Here is a 15,839-nt window from a genome sequence, read left to right as displayed (position 1 = left end):
AGTGACACTGATTTGCCCAATCGCGATGGACGAAGGTTTACGCTTCGCAATTCGTGAAGGTGGTCGTACAGTTGGTGCTGGTGTAGTAGCTAAAATCATCGCTTAATAGCGATAGAGATTAGTTTGAAAAGGAAGCTTCGGCTTCCTTTTTTGTTTAAGTCAATTATTTGCCGTGATTTGTGGTTTGCGTTTGCTGTGTATCCTTGCTTACAAAGTCGAATAAGAATACAATCTATGGCCGATTTTTGACCCTGAACTTATGCTATTTGCGTTTCTAAGGGTGTTCGGAAATGCAGAGTATAAAAAAGCGTATTGTAACTGGGTCTTATGTCCCTAATTATTGTGCTCAAGCTCAGGCCGTATTGAGTAACGGAATAACCGATGACAACAAATACTGAAAACCAGAACAATTCTCTGGATATCGTGAAGTGGGGCGTAGTGATTATATTGCTAGCCGCTGCTGTTATTGGCAATCAAATGTATAGCGAAGCGAGTGCTGTCATACGTGCACTTGGTGTTATCGTTGCATTCGCTATTGCTGGTTTTATTGCCCTACAGACAGAAAAGGGTAAAAAAGCTTTTGCTTTCGCTCGCGAGTCGCAAATTGAAGTGCGTAAGGTTGTATGGCCAACGCGTCAAGAAGCGCTTAACACCACTTTTATTGTCCTTGCTGCAACAGGTATCTTAGCTCTGGTTCTTTGGGGGATGGATGCTGTGTTAATGCGAATTGTCAATTTTATCACTGGCGTATAGGCACCTCGAATGACTGAAGCTAAAGAAGCTAAAAAAAGATGGTATGTAGTGCAGGCATTCTCAGGCTATGAAGGCCGAGTTTGTAAGTCACTGATTGAATACATTAAGATGCACGGCATGGAGCAGTACTTCGGCGAAGTATTAGTTCCGACTGAAGAAGTTATCGAAATGCGTGCAGGTCAGCGTCGTAAGAGTGAGCGTAAATTTTTCCCTGGTTATGTGTTAGTCCAGATGGAAATGAACGATGACAGCTGGCATTTAGTCAAAAGCATCCCGCGTGTTTTAGGCTTTATTGGCGGAACCTCTGATCGTCCTGCCCCAATTTCAGATAAAGAAGCCGATGCTATTTTGCGTCGCTTACAAGAAACGACAGCCTCGCCGACTCATAGAACCATCTTTGAGCCAGGTGAAGTGGTGCGTGTGTGTGATGGTCCATTTGCTGACTTTAACGGTACCGTTGAAGAAGTGGACTATGACAAGAGCCGCGTAAAAGTGTCAGTAATGATCTTTGGTCGTTCTACACCCGTTGAGCTCGATTTTAGTCAGGTCGAAAAAGGCTGATTAAATAAACTACAAAATCCGTTTGGCAACGGGTGCGGATTTCTATATAATCCGCACCCGTTGTTTTCGGGGGAGCATGTCAGCATGTCGCTGATGCGCGTTTGAACCCAAACTGAGGAAATGTCAGATGGCAAAGAAGATTGATGCTTATATTAAGCTGCAAGTAAAATCCGGTTCTGCGAACCCATCACCACCAGTTGGTCCAGCTTTGGGTCAAAAAGGTGTGAACATCATGGAATTCTGTAAAGCGTTTAACGCCCGTACAGAAAAAATGGAAAAAGGCATGCCTATTCCAGTCGTGATCACTGTTTACAGTGACCGTTCATTCACTTTTGAAACTAAGACTTCTCCAGCGTCTTACTTACTGAAGACTGCTGCAGGCCTGAAATCAGGTTCTCCACGTCCAAACACTCAGAAAGTGGGTACTATCGCTCGCGCTAAAGTTCAAGAAATTGCTGAACTGAAAGCTGCCGATATGACTGGTGCTGACATTGAAGCGATGACTCGCTCAATCGAAGGTACTGCGCGTTCAATGGGTTTGGTTGTAGAGGATTAATATAATGGCAAAGCTAACTAAACGCATGCGCGTAATTCGCGAGAAAGTTGACGGTACTAAAAGCTACGATATCAACGAAGCTGTTGCTCTGTTAAAAGAATTAGCAACTGCAAAATTCGTTGAAAGTGTAGACGTTGCAGTTAACTTGGGTATCGACCCACGTAAATCAGACCAAAACGTTCGTGGTGCAACTGTGTTGCCACACGGTACTGGTCGTGACGTTCGCGTTGCAGTATTTACACAAGGTGCAAATGCTGAAGCTGCTAAAGCCGCTGGCGCTGAGCTAGTTGGTATGGACGATCTGGCTGAGAAAATCAAAGCCGGTGAAATGAACTTTGACGTAGTTATCGCATCTCCAGATGCAATGCGCGTTGTTGGTATGTTAGGTCAAATCTTAGGCCCACGCGGTTTAATGCCTAACCCTAAAACAGGTACAGTAACGCCAAACGTTGCTGAAGCTGTTAAGAATGCCAAAGCGGGTCAAGTTCGTTACCGTAACGACAAGAACGGTATTATCCACACTACTATCGGTAAAGTGGATTTCACGCCAGTTCAATTGAAAGAAAACTTGGAAGCGTTAGTGTCAGCACTGAAAAAGGCTAAGCCTGCAGTTGCTAAAGGCATTTTCGTGAAAAAGATCAGCATCTCTACCACTATGGGTGCAGGTGTTGCCGTTGATCAAGCTACGCTTGAAACAACGCTATAATTTTACAAAGCGGGTGCATTAGTCTATAATGCGCGCACTTTGTGGGTTGAAGCCTGTTTTTACCGCTTTTTAAGTGTTGAAAATTGGGCTTCCGTCCAAGACCGCAGGTGTTTACTTTAACGGTTTACTTAATTTCCTGCGTAGACGGTGTCAGGCCCCAGCTAATTTTTTTACTGGATAATCTGCACCGTAAGTCACTAAATACATAAGTATTTAGTATGGTAAATACTAGGGAATACCCTAGGTAGAATCCAGGAGTAAAGCCAATGGCATTAAGACTCGAAGACAAAAAAGCGATTGTTGCTGAAGTCAACGAAGCTGCCAAAGGTGCGCTATCTGCAGTAGCCGCCGATTCACGCGGTGTAACTGTAGGTGCTATGACCGGTCTGCGTAAAAAAGCTCGCGAAGCTGGTGTATATGTACGTGTAGTACGTAACACATTAGCTCGTCGTGCTGTTGAAGGTACAGCTTTTGAGTGCCTAGCAGAAACGTTCACTGGCCCAACTTTGATTGCTTTCTCTAACGAGCACCCAGGTGCTGCAGCTCGTCTGTTAAAAGACTTTGCTAAAGAGCAAGCTAATTTCGAAGTTAAAGGCGCAGCCTTTGAAGGGAATTTCATCCCTGCAGCTGACATTGATCGTTTGGCGAAACTGCCAACATACGAAGAAGCACTAGCTCAGTTAATGATGACTATGAAAGAAGCATCTGCTGGCAAGTTAGTTCGTACACTGGCCGCCTTGCGCGATCAAAAACAAGAAGCCGCTTAATTTCAAGCTGGCAGCTTTTTAAAATTGAATTCAGAACAATAGGAAACATTTGTTATGTCTATCACTAAAGACCAAATCTTAGAAGCCTTTGCAGCTATGTCTGTAATGGAAGTTGTTGAACTGATCGAAGCAATGGAAGAGAAGTTCGGTGTTTCTGCCGCTGCTGCTGTTGTTTCTGGTGGTGGCGAAGCTGCTGCTGCTGTTGAAGAGCAAACAGAATTCAACGTAATTCTGACTGCACACGGCGACAACAAAGTTGCTGTAATTAAAGCCATCCGTGGCGCAACAGGTTTAGGCCTGAAAGAAGCTAAAGCTATGTCTGAAGCTGCTCCAGTAGCAGTTAAAGAAGCAGTTTCTAAAGAAGAAGCTGAAGCTCTGAAGAAAGAACTAGTTGACGCTGGTGCTTCAGTAGAAATCAAGTAAGCTATTTTAGCTTACTCACCCAAGCCAATTGGGTGGAGGCTGGCGGTTTTTTAACCGTCGGCCTTTTTTGCGCTATATGCGTCGGCGATTTTTTTTCACCGTTTGTCGCCAGATTTTGCAGTCCCTAACAGAGATTACTGGTTAGGTTCTTGCTATCAACGGTGATGGGCAAACGTGCTGAATTCAATAACTTAAGTTATTCATTCAGTCTTGGTCACATCTCGTAAGCAGAGGAAACCCATGGTTTACTCCTATTCTGAAAAGAAGCGTATTCGCAAAGACTTTGGTAAGCGTCCACAGGTGTTGGATATTCCTTACCTTTTGTCTATTCAGTTAGACTCTTTTAAGAAGTTCACCGATCAAGATCCTACCGGTGAGCGCGGTTTAGAAGCCGCCTTCCGTAGCGTTTTTCCCATCAAGAGCTTTTCTGGTAATTCAGAACTGCAATACGTCAGCTATAAGCTAGGCGAGCCTGTTTTTGATGTGAAAGAGTGTCAGATCCGCGGTGTTACGTACTCAGCACCACTACGCGTTAAATTACGCATGGTGTTGTATGACCGTGAAGCAGCGGCAGGCACAGTAAAAGATATTAAAGAACAAGAAGTCTACATGGGTGATATCCCATTGATGACTGATAACGGTACTTTTGTTATCAACGGTACTGAGCGGGTAATTGTATCTCAATTACACCGTAGCCCTGGCGTGTTCTTTGATCATGACCGTGGTAAAACCCACTCATCAGGTAAGGTGCTGTATAACGCACGCATTATTCCTTACCGTGGTTCATGGCTTGACTTTGAATTCGATCCTAAAGATGCACTATTTGTGCGTATTGACCGTCGCCGTAAATTACCTGCGACTATCATTCTGCGTGCATTAGAATTTTCTACTCAAGAGATCCTCGATCTGTTCTTTGAACGCGTTGAGTTCAAGATTAAGAAAGATACGCTAGTGATGTCATTGGTTCCTGAGCGTCTGCGTGGTGAAACCGCCAGCTATGACATCAAGGATGCTGAAGGCTCTGTGCTGGTTGAAGCAGGTCGTCGTATTACGGCTCGCCATATTCGCCAGTTAGAAAAAACCAATACTACTGAACTCGAAGTACCAGTTGAATATATCGTGGGCAAGTATGCTGCTCAGGATTATATCGATCCGGATACCGGTGAAGTATTAGTGTCTGCCAACAGCGAAATTAGCCTAGAAGATTTGGCGAAATTATCACTCGCTGGCATTAAAGATATCAGCACGTTGTATATCAACGAGCTAGATCACGGTGCTTATATTTCAGATACGCTGCGTATCGATTCAACCACTAACCGCTTAGAAGCACTGGTTGAGATCTATCGTATGATGCGTCCTGGTGAGCCACCAACCAAAGATGCAGCCGAAGCCCTATTCCAGAACTTGTTCTTCAGTGAAGAGCGTTATGACCTGTCTAAAGTAGGTCGTATGAAGTTCAACCGTCGTCTCAGCATTCCTGATGACGAAGGTACCGGTGTATTGTCTAAAGAAGACATAGTTGCGGTAATGAAGAACATCATTCATATCCGTAACGGTTTCGACGAAGTCGATGACATCGATCACTTAGGCAACCGTCGTATTCGTAGCGTCGGTGAAATGGCTGAAAACCAATTCCGCGTAGGTTTAGTCCGTGTTGAGCGCGCCGTGCGTGAACGTCTGTCTTTAGGCGATCTAAACGAGCTGATGCCACAGGATCTCATCAACGCTAAGCCAATTTCTGCCGCAGTGAAAGAGTTCTTCGGTTCTTCTCAGCTGTCACAATTTATGGATCAAAACAACCCGCTGTCAGAAGTAACGCATAAGCGTCGTATTTCTGCCCTTGGCCCAGGTGGTTTGACCCGTGAACGTGCAGGCTTTGAAGTCCGCGACGTACATCCAACGCATTATGGTCGTTTATGTCCAATTGAGACCCCTGAAGGTCCAAACATTGGTCTAATCAACTCATTAGCAAGTTTTGCCCGTACTAACTCCTACGGCTTCCTAGAAACGCCATACCGCAAGGTGATTGACGGCGTGATTACTGACGAAGTGGAATACTTGTCAGCAATCGAAGAAGGTCGTTATGTGATCGCACAGGCGAACATTGAAATTGACGCGAACGGGCGTATGGCAGAAGAGCAAATTGCTTGTCGTCATAAAGGTGAATCAACCTTTATGCGCGCTGCTGACATCCAGTATATGGACGTTTCGCCACAACAGATTATTTCTGTTGCTGCGTCGCTGATCCCGTTCTTAGAACACGACGATGCTAACCGTGCCTTGATGGGTGCGAACATGCAACGTCAAGCCGTACCAACATTGCGCTCTGAAAAGCCGCTAGTAGGTACTGGTATTGAACGTACTTTGGCTGTTGACTCAGGTGTAGTGGTTGTTGCTAAGCGTGGTGGTTTTGTTGACTACGTTGATGCGAGCCGTATCGTTGTTAAAGTAAATGAAGATGAGCTGCGCCCAGGCGAAGCCGGTATCGACATTTATAACCTGACTAAATACACCCGTTCTAACCAAAACACTTGTATCAACCAACGCCCTTGTTGTGCTGTTGGTGAGCCAGTCGTTCGTGGTGACGTGTTAGCAGACGGTCCGTCTACTGACTTAGGTGACTTAGCCCTTGGCCAGAACATGCGTATCGCATTCATGCCTTGGAACGGTTACAACTTCGAAGACTCGATCTTAATTTCTGAGCGTGTAGCGCAAGAAGACCGTTTCACTACTATCCACATTCAGGAGCTATCTTGTATTGCTCGTGACACTAAGTTGGGTAGCGAAGAAATCACCGCTGATATTCCAAACGTAGGTGAATCTGCTCTGTCGAAACTCGACGAGTCAGGTATCGTTTACATTGGTGCAGAAGTGAAGGGCGGCGATATTCTGGTTGGTAAAGTGACGCCAAAAGGCGAAACACAGCTAACACCAGAAGAGAAGTTACTCCGAGCCATCTTCGGTGAGAAAGCGTCTGACGTTAAAGACAGTTCACTGCGTGTTCCTAACTCTGTTAAGGGCACTATCATCGACGTTCAGGTATTTACCCGTGACGGCGTTGAGAAAGACAAGCGTGCAGTTGAAATCGAAGAGATGCACATTGCCCAAGCTCGTAAAGACTTAGGCGAAGAGTTCAAGATCCTTGAAGAAGGCGTATTAAGCCGTGCGCGTAACCTGTTAATCGGCGCTGGTTTCACTGAAGCGCAAATTGCTGCCTTGCCACGTAAAGATGTATTGATTCAAGTCATTGACGATGAAGCAAAACAAACTGAACTTGAGCAATTGGCTGAACAGCATGAAGAGCTGAAAGCTGACTTCGATAAGAAGTTTGAAATCAAACGTCGCAAGATCACCCAAGGTGATGACTTGGCGCCAGGCGTACTCAAGATCGTTAAGGTTTACCTAGCGGTTAAGCGTACAATCCAACCTGGTGACAAGATGGCGGGTCGTCACGGTAACAAGGGTGTTATCTCTAAGATTTGCCCAATCGAAGACATGCCATATGACGAACAAGGTAACCCAGTAGACATCGTATTGAACCCGCTAGGTGTTCCATCACGTATGAACATTGGTCAGGTACTTGAAGTCCATATGGGCGCCGCTGCCAAAGGTATTGGTAACAAGATCACTGCGATGCTTGAAGAACAGCGCGAGCTGGCTGAAGTCCGTGGTTACATCAAGCAAGTTTATGAATTAGGTGACGAAGTGCAACAGCGCGTCGATATCGATTCATTCACCGATGATGAAGTATTACGTCTTGCGACTAACCTCAAAGGCGGTATCCCGATTGCAACGCCTGCATTCGATGGTGCTAAAGAGAAAGAGATCAAGCAGATGCTTGAACTTGCAGGTTTGCCAACCTCTGGTCAGTTGAAGTTGTTTGATGGTCGTACCGGTAACGAATTTGAGCGTCAAGTAACGGTAGGTTACATGTACATGCTCAAACTGAACCACTTAGTTGATGACAAGATGCACGCCCGTTCTACTGGTTCGTACAGCTTAGTGACTCAACAACCACTGGGCGGTAAAGCTCAGTTCGGTGGTCAGCGTTTCGGTGAGATGGAAGTGTGGGCACTAGAAGCATACGGTGCCGCTTACACGCTTCAAGAAATGCTCACTGTTAAATCGGATGACGTTAACGGTCGTACTCAGATGTATAAGAACATCGTCGACGGTAACCATCAGATGCAACCTGGCATGCCAGAGTCCTTCAACGTGTTACTGAAGGAGATCCGTTCACTCGGTATTAATATCGAGTTGGATCAGGCATAAGCGTAGGCACTTAGCCGCGTTTGGCAACAGAATGGTGCTCCGTGCGAGCGGAGCACCCGGTTTAACTCCTTCAGGAGAGAAACGTGAAAGACTTATTAAAGTTTCTGAAACAGCAAAGCAAGACTGAAGAATTTAACGGCATCAAAATTGGTCTGGCATCGCCTGATCTGATCCGTTCTTGGTCTTTTGGTGAAGTTAAGAAGCCAGAAACCATCAACTACCGTACCTTCAAGCCTGAGCGTGAAGGTCTGTTCTGTGCGCGTATCTTTGGCCCAGTTAAAGATTACGAATGTTTGTGCGGTAAGTACAAACGTTTGAAGCACCGTGGTGTTATTTGTGAAAAGTGTGGCGTTGAAGTAACCCAAACTAAAGTACGTCGTGAGCGTATGGGTCACATCGAACTGGCTAGCCCAGTTGCGCACATTTGGTTCTTAAAATCACTGCCGTCACGTATTGGCTTAATGCTGGATATGACGCTGCGTGATATCGAACGCGTACTGTATTTTGAATCATTTGTCGTGATCGAGCCTGGCATGACCAGCCTTGAACGTGGCCAAATGCTGACAGAAGAAACGTATCTGGATGCGTTAGAAGAATACGGTGACGAGTTCGAAGCTAAAATGGGTGCCGAAGCAGTGCTTGAACTGTTACGTGCTATCGATTTAGCCAAAGAAATCGAACAAATGCGTGAAGAATTACCTTCAATCAACTCTGAGACTCGTCGCAAGAAAGTGACTAAACGTCTTAAGTTGATGGAAGCATTCTACACATCAGGCAACAAGCCTGAGTGGATGATCTTAAAAGTACTGCCTGTGTTACCACCTGACTTACGTCCGTTGGTACCGCTCGATGGCGGCCGCTTCGCGACTTCAGATCTTAACGACCTGTATCGCCGCGTGATCAACCGTAACAACCGTTTGAAGCGTCTGTTAGATTTAGCTGCGCCAGACATTATCGTACGCAACGAAAAGCGTATGTTACAAGAGTCTGTTGATGCGCTATTGGATAACGGTCGTCGTGGTCGTGCTATTACCGGTTCTAACAAACGTCCTCTGAAATCTTTGGCCGATATGATCAAAGGTAAGCAAGGTCGTTTCCGTCAGAACTTATTGGGTAAGCGCGTCGACTATTCTGGTCGTTCGGTCATTACCGTAGGTCCTACTCTACGCCTGCACCAATGTGGTCTTCCTAAGAAGATGGCACTGGAACTGTTCAAGCCATTCATCTATGGCAAGCTGGAAGGTCGTGGCTTAGCTACTACTATCAAAGCGGCTAAGAAGATGGTTGAGCGTGAAGTGGCGGAAGTATGGGACGTTCTGGATGAAGTGATCCGCGAACATCCAGTGATGCTCAACCGTGCACCTACACTGCACAGACTGGGTATCCAAGCGTTCGAACCCGTACTGATTGAAGGTAAAGCAATCCAGTTACACCCGCTCGTTTGTGCGGCATACAACGCCGACTTCGACGGTGACCAAATGGCGGTACACGTACCGTTAACACTGGAAGCGCAGCTTGAAGCCCGTGCCCTGATGATGTCTACCAACAACATCCTGTCACCAGCCAACGGCGAGCCTGTTATCACCCCGTCTCAAGACGTGGTATTAGGTCTGTACTACACCAGCCGTGAGCGTATTAACGGCCGTGGTGAAGGTATGGCATTTATGTCTGTTGCTGAAGTTGAAAAAGCTTATGCAACTGGCGCTGCTGAACTGCATGCCCGTGTTAAAGTACGTATCACTGAAACCATTATTGGTGACGATGGTGAACGTACCGAACAACGCCGTATCGTTGATACGACTGTGGGTCGTGCTCTGCTGTCACAAATTCTGCCAGCAGGTTTGTCATTTGATCTGGTTAACCAGAACATGGGCAAGAAGCAGATCTCTAAACTGTTGAACACTTGTTATCGTCAACTGGGTCTGAAAGATACTGTTATCTTCGCTGACCAATTGATGTACACCGGTTTCCGTTTTGCAACCATCTCTGGTGCCTCTGTTGGTATCGATGACATGGTTATTCCTGACGAGAAATACACTCTAGTTGCCGATGCAGAAGCGGAAGTTCTTGAAATTCAAGAGCAGTTCCAATCAGGTCTGGTAACAGCGGGTGAGCGTTACAACAAAGTTATCGATATCTGGGCAAGTGCCAACGAAAAAGTTTCTAAAGCTATGATGGAAAACCTGTCAACTGAGACAGTGATTAACCGTGATGGCGTTGAAGAGAAACAAGCCTCGTTTAACAGCATCTATATGATGGCTGACTCAGGCGCTCGTGGTAGTGCCGCACAGATCCGTCAGTTAGCGGGTATGCGTGGTCTGATGGCTAAGCCAGACGGCTCAATCATCGAAACACCCATCACAGCTAACTTCCGTGAAGGTCTAAACGTACTCCAGTACTTTATTTCTACTCACGGTGCACGTAAAGGTCTAGCCGATACGGCATTGAAGACTGCTAACTCGGGTTACCTGACTCGTCGTCTTGTAGACGTTGCACAAGATTTAGTGGTTATCGAAGACGATTGTGGTACTCACGAAGGTCTAACCATGAAGCCGCTGATTGAAGGTGGTGATGTGGTTGAGCCATTGCGTGAACGCGTACTAGGTCGTGTGGTTGCCGTTGATGTGTACTATCCAGGCACTGAAGACGTGTTAGCACCGCGTAACACGCTGCTAGATGAAGCATGGTGTGACAAGTTAGAAGAGCATTCAATCGATGAAGTGATTGTACGTTCTGTTATTACCTGTGATACCGATTTCGGTGTGTGTGCGGCATGTTATGGCCGTGACTTGGCACGTGGTCATATCATTAACCATGGTGAAGCCATCGGTGTTGTGGCAGCACAATCTATCGGTGAACCAGGTACACAGTTAACGATGCGTACGTTCCACATCGGTGGTGCGGCGTCACGTGCTTCTGCAGAAAACAATGTCCAAGTGAAAAACTCAGGTTCATTGAAACTGCATAACGCGAAACATGTTATCAACAGTGACGGCAAACTGGTTATCGTTTCTCGTTCTTCTGAACTGGCCATCATTGATGAGTTAGGTCGTGAGAAAGAGCGTTATAAAGTGCCATACGGTACTGTTCTTGAAAAACTGGAAGATGCAGCGGTTGAAGCTGGCGATATCATCGCTAACTGGGACCCACATACTCACCCAATCATTTCTGAAGTGGCGGGTAGCATCAAGTTCGTTGATATGATTGACGGTGTTACTATGACACGTCAAACAGACGAGCTGACTGGTTTATCATCAATCGTGATCCTTGACGTCGGTCAGCGTGGTACAGCGGGTAAAGAAATGCGCCCAATGATCCGTCTGCTTGGCGCGAATGGTGCAGACTTGATGATCCCAGGCACAGAAGTACCAGCACAGTACTTCTTACCAGGCAGTGCGATCGTTAACCTTGACGACAACGCGCAAATTGCCGTAGGTGACGCGTTAGCACGTATTCCACAAGAATCGTCTAAAACACGCGACATCACCGGTGGTCTGCCACGCGTTGCTGACTTGTTCGAAGCGCGTAAGCCAAAAGAGCCTGCAATTCTGGCGGAAATCTCTGGTACCATCTCATTTGGTAAAGAGACTAAGGGCAAGCGTCGTTTGGTAATTACACCAGCTGATGGCGGCGATCATTACGAAGAGATGATCCCTAAATGGCGTAACTTAAACGTGTTCGAAGGTGAAAAAGTCGAACGTGGTGAAGTTATCGCTGACGGTCCAGAAGCAGCGCACGACATTCTGCGTCTGCGCGGCATCCACAATGTAGCAAACTACATTGTGAACGAAGTACAAGACGTTTACCGTTTGCAAGGCGTGAAGATCAACGATAAGCATATCGAAGTGATCATCCGTCAGATGCTACGTAAGTGTCTCATTACTTCTGCCGGTGATACTGACTTCCTCGAAGGGGAACAAGCTGAAGTGTCACGCGTTAAGATCGCTAACCGCGAACTTATTGCTCAGGGCAAAGTACCTGCGACCTTCGAACGTGAACTGCTAGGTATTACCAAAGCGTCTCTGGCGACAGAGTCCTTTATCTCTGCAGCATCGTTCCAAGAAACAACGCGCGTTCTGACTGAAGCTGCCGTAGGTGGTAAGAGCGATCAACTGCGTGGTCTGAAAGAAAACGTCATCGTTGGTCGTTTGATCCCAGCCGGTACGGGTTACGCTTATCACAAGACCCGCAATGATGCCCGTGCTAAGAAAGACGAGCCAGTTGTAGTGAATAAAGTCACTGCTAGTGAAGCTGAACAGAACCTCGCTGATCTCTTAAACATGGCCGGTAGCCACGATTAAGTAATCAGATTGTAACAAAAAGGCGCCATTGGCGCCTTTTTTCTTGTAATATGCCGCAAAAGTTGGCTATTTCTTGACAGTCCGGCATTACCTTTCTAAAATTCCGCGTCCCACTATTGTGGGATATAGATTTTTCACACCTTATCGTTGAGTTTGATTCAACTGACTCGGAGCTATACATGGCAACTGTAAACCAGTTGGTACGTAAGCCACGCGCGCCAAAAGTCGACAAGACTAACGTGCCTGCGTTGAATGCGTGCCCGCAAAAACGTGGTGTTTGTACACGTGTGTACACTACTACCCCTAAAAAACCTAACTCTGCACTACGTAAAGTAGCTCGTGTGCGTCTAACTAACGGTTTCGAAGTTACTTCGTACATCGGCGGTGAAGGCCACAACCTGCAGGAACATAGCGTGATCTTAATCCGTGGTGGTCGTGTTAAAGACTTACCAGGTGTGCGTTATCACACTATTCGTGGCGCATTAGACTGTGCAGGCGTGACTTCACGTCGCCAAAGCCGTTCTAAATACGGTGCTAAGCGTCCTAAGTCTTAACTTATCCGTTAAGTAAGGCCAAGCTAGTTTTATTTTGAGAATTCCAGTTTTGGAAATCCCTGAAGCATACGGAGAATTGTTATGCCAAGACGTCGCGTTGTAGGACAACGTAAAATCCTACCAGATCCAAAGTTTCACAGTGAGTTGCTGGCTAAGTTCATCAACGTCATTATGCAAGACGGCAAAAAGTCGACTGCAGAAAAAATTATTTACAAGGCACTAGATGTTGTTGCTGAAAAGAAAAGCGAAAACCATTTAGTTATCCTTGAAGCAGCCCTGGACAATGTTCGCCCATCAGTCGAAGTTAAATCTCGTCGCGTTGGTGGTTCTACGTACCAGGTACCATGTGAAGTTCGTCCTGTGCGTCGTAACGCACTGGCGATGCGCTGGTTAGTTGAAGCTGCTCGTAAGCGTGGTGAAAAATCTATGGCTTTACGTCTAGCAGGTGAAATGCTAGATGCGTCTGAAAACAAAGGTACTGCTGTTAAGAAGCGTGAAGACGTGCATCGCATGGCTGAAGCTAACAAGGCCTTTGCTCATTACCGCTGGTAATATGATGGTGTGGGCTTAGGCCCACACCATAGTTGTTGATATTGCCAAGACTTAGGTCTTGGTGGAGAGGGTATAATCGTGGCTCGTACAACCCCAATTGAGCGTTATCGTAATATCGGTATTGTTGCTCATGTGGACGCAGGTAAAACCACCACAACAGAACGTGTTCTGTTCTATACCGGTTTGTCTCATAAAATCGGAGAGGTGCATGACGGCGCTGCTACCACAGACTGGATGGTTCAAGAGCAAGAGCGTGGTATTACTATCACCTCGGCTGCGGTAACCACATTCTGGCGTGGTATGGATGCTCAATTCACTGAACACCGTATCAATATCATCGATACCCCTGGTCACGTTGACTTTACTATTGAAGTTGAACGGTCTCTGCGCGTCCTCGACGGCGCTGTTGTCGTTTTCTGTGGTTCATCTGGTGTTGAACCTCAGTCAGAAACAGTGTGGCGTCAAGCTGACAAATACCGCGTTCCACGCTTAGTATTTGTCAACAAAATGGATCGTGCAGGTGCGGACTTTGAACGTGTAGTGAAGCAAATCAGAACTCGCCTTGGAGCGACTTGTGTGCCTATTCAATTGAATATTGGTTCAGAAGAAAACTTCAAAGGTGTGATCGACTTAATCAAGATGAAAGCCATTAACTGGAATGAAGCAGACCAGGGTATGACTTTCACTCATGAGGAGATCCCTGCAGAGTTAGCGGCTAAAGCGGCTGAAATGCATGAGTATCTGGTTGAAGTAGCAGCTGAATCCTCTGATGAACTGATGAATAAGTACCTTGAAGAAGGCACGCTATCAGAAGAAGAGATTAAAAAGGCACTGCGTCAGCGTACTATAAATAATGAAATCGTTTTAGCGACTTGTGGTTCTGCATTTAAGAACAAAGGCGTTCAAGCGGTACTTGATGCGGTGATTGAATTCTTGCCAGCGCCAATTGATGTGCCTCCAATTAAGGGCATCGATGAAAACGACCAAGAAGTAGAACGCCCATCAGATGACAATGCGCCTTTTGCTGCGTTGGCATTTAAGATTGCTACAGATCCATTCGTAGGAACTTTGACCTTTATTCGCGTGTACTCAGGCGTTCTCGAATCAGGTTCAGGCGTTTACAATTCTGTGAAACAGAAGCGTGAGCGTGTAGGTCGTATGGTGCAAATGCACGCAAATGATCGAACTGAACTGAAGGAAGTCCGTGCTGGTGATATCGCTGCGGCTATTGGTTTAAAAGAAGTGACTACGGGTGATACGCTTTGTGATAACGATCATAAAGTGATCTTGGAACGTATGGAGTTCCCAGAGCCAGTAATTACCATTGCCGTTGAGCCTAAGTCAAAAGCTGACCAGGACAAAATGGGTATCGCGTTGCAAAAGCTTGCAGCGGAAGATCCATCATTCCGAGTTGAAACTGACGAAGAATCATCACAGACTCTGATTTCGGGTATGGGTGAGTTACACTTAGACATCATCGTTGACCGTATGCGTCGCGAATTCGGTGTTGAATGTAACGTAGGTAAGCCACAAGTGGCCTACCGCGAAACTATCCGAGCTTCAGTAGAAGCTGAAGGTAAATTTGTACGCCAATCAGGTGGTCGTGGACAATTCGGTCACGTTTGGTTAAAACTAGAGCCTAATGAAGAAGGCGCTGGTTACGAATTTGTCAATGCTGTTGTGGGAGGTGTGATTCCTCGTGAATTCATTCCTGCGGTTGATAAAGGTATCCAAGAACAGATGAAGAATGGCGTTCTCGCTGGCTTCCCTGTGTTGGACGTGAAGGTCACTCTGTTCGACGGTTCATATCATGATGTGGACTCGAATGAGATGGCGTTCAAAATTGCGGGTTCTATGGGCTTCAAAAAGGGTGCACTTGAAGCGAATCCGGCGTTGCTCGAACCTTGCATGAAAGTAGAAGTAACTACCCCAGAAAATTATATGGGTGACGTCGTTGGCGATTTAAATCGTCGTCGTGGCTTAATTGAAGGGATGGATGATGGCTTTGGTGGCATCAAAATAGTCCATGCTGTAGTACCTCTTTCTGAAATGTTTGGTTATGCAACTGATTTGCGCTCTGCAACTCAGGGGCGTGCTTCGTACTCTATGGAGTTCTTGAAGTACTCTGATGCACCGCAAAACATTGCGAAAGCGATTATTGAATCTCGTAGCTAATATCCAGTTACGACATAAATGTTATTATGGTCCAGCTTTGACTGGACTATTCTGAAAAGAAAGGAATATATCGTGGCAAAAGCTAAATTTGAACGTATTAAGCCTCACGTAAACGTGGGCACCATTGGTCACGTTGACCATGGTAAAACCACTCTGACTGCAGCTATCTCTCACGTACTGGCTAAGACCTACGGTGGCGAAGCTAAAGACTTCTCTCAA

The 15,839-nt window shown here is 46.2% G+C and carries 13 protein-coding genes; all 13 read left to right on the top strand.

Features of this window, described 5'->3' with window-relative positions:
• Window positions 1-106 (top strand): EF-Tu C-terminal domain-related protein (locus L2744_RS20350; protein WP_446539695.1); only part of this gene is annotated, 106 nt, incomplete at its 5' end.
• A gap of 275 nt (window positions 107-381) precedes the next feature.
• Entirely contained in the window at window positions 382-753 is a 372-nt protein-coding gene (gene secE / locus L2744_RS20345; RefSeq protein ID WP_248993592.1) for a preprotein translocase subunit SecE, read from the top strand.
• Between the two features lie 9 nt (window positions 754-762).
• Window positions 763-1,314: a transcription termination/antitermination protein NusG gene (gene nusG, locus L2744_RS20340; protein WP_248993591.1), complete on the top strand. Its 552-nt coding sequence runs from the start codon at window positions 763-765 to the stop codon at window positions 1,312-1,314.
• 127 nt (window positions 1,315-1,441) lie between these two features.
• Window positions 1,442-1,870: a 50S ribosomal protein L11 gene (gene rplK, locus L2744_RS20335; RefSeq protein WP_006083611.1), complete on the top strand. Its 429-nt coding sequence runs from the start codon at window positions 1,442-1,444 to the stop codon at window positions 1,868-1,870.
• 4 nt (window positions 1,871-1,874) lie between these two features.
• Window positions 1,875-2,576, top strand: coding sequence for a 50S ribosomal protein L1 (gene rplA, locus L2744_RS20330; RefSeq protein ID WP_105251030.1), 702 nt, complete (start codon window positions 1,875-1,877; stop codon window positions 2,574-2,576).
• Between the two features lie 266 nt (window positions 2,577-2,842).
• A complete protein-coding gene (gene rplJ / locus L2744_RS20325; RefSeq protein ID WP_248993590.1) occupies window positions 2,843-3,343 on the top strand; it encodes a 50S ribosomal protein L10 in 501 nt (166 codons plus the stop codon).
• A 54-nt stretch (window positions 3,344-3,397) separates the two neighbouring features.
• Window positions 3,398-3,766, top strand: a complete 369-nt coding sequence (rplL, locus tag L2744_RS20320; RefSeq protein WP_248993589.1) for a 50S ribosomal protein L7/L12 — start codon at window positions 3,398-3,400, stop codon at window positions 3,764-3,766.
• Between the two features lie 240 nt (window positions 3,767-4,006).
• Entirely contained in the window at window positions 4,007-8,038 is a 4,032-nt protein-coding gene (gene rpoB / locus L2744_RS20315) for a DNA-directed RNA polymerase subunit beta (RefSeq protein WP_248993588.1), read from the top strand.
• 83 nt (window positions 8,039-8,121) lie between these two features.
• Window positions 8,122-12,339: a DNA-directed RNA polymerase subunit beta' gene (gene rpoC, locus L2744_RS20310; RefSeq protein ID WP_248993587.1), complete on the top strand. Its 4,218-nt coding sequence runs from the start codon at window positions 8,122-8,124 to the stop codon at window positions 12,337-12,339.
• 179 nt (window positions 12,340-12,518) lie between these two features.
• Window positions 12,519-12,893: a 30S ribosomal protein S12 gene (gene rpsL / locus L2744_RS20305; RefSeq protein ID WP_006083605.1), complete on the top strand. Its 375-nt coding sequence runs from the start codon at window positions 12,519-12,521 to the stop codon at window positions 12,891-12,893.
• Between the two features lie 81 nt (window positions 12,894-12,974).
• Window positions 12,975-13,445 carry a 30S ribosomal protein S7 gene (rpsG, locus tag L2744_RS20300; RefSeq protein WP_011787570.1) on the top strand — a complete coding sequence of 157 codons (471 nt, stop codon included), beginning with the start codon at window positions 12,975-12,977 and terminating at the stop codon, window positions 13,443-13,445.
• 78 nt (window positions 13,446-13,523) lie between these two features.
• Complete coding sequence (fusA, locus tag L2744_RS20295) at window positions 13,524-15,620, top strand: elongation factor G (protein WP_248993586.1); 2,097 nt, start codon at window positions 13,524-13,526, stop codon at window positions 15,618-15,620.
• Between the two features lie 72 nt (window positions 15,621-15,692).
• Window positions 15,693-15,839: GTP-binding protein (locus L2744_RS20290; protein WP_248943643.1), on the top strand; the 147-nt coding region annotated here is incomplete at its 3' end.

This window comes from Shewanella profunda (assembly GCF_023283765.1).
GTDB classification, from domain to species: Bacteria; Pseudomonadota; Gammaproteobacteria; order Enterobacterales; family Shewanellaceae; genus Shewanella; species Shewanella profunda.
This window is presented reverse-complemented; position numbering and strand designations above follow the sequence as displayed.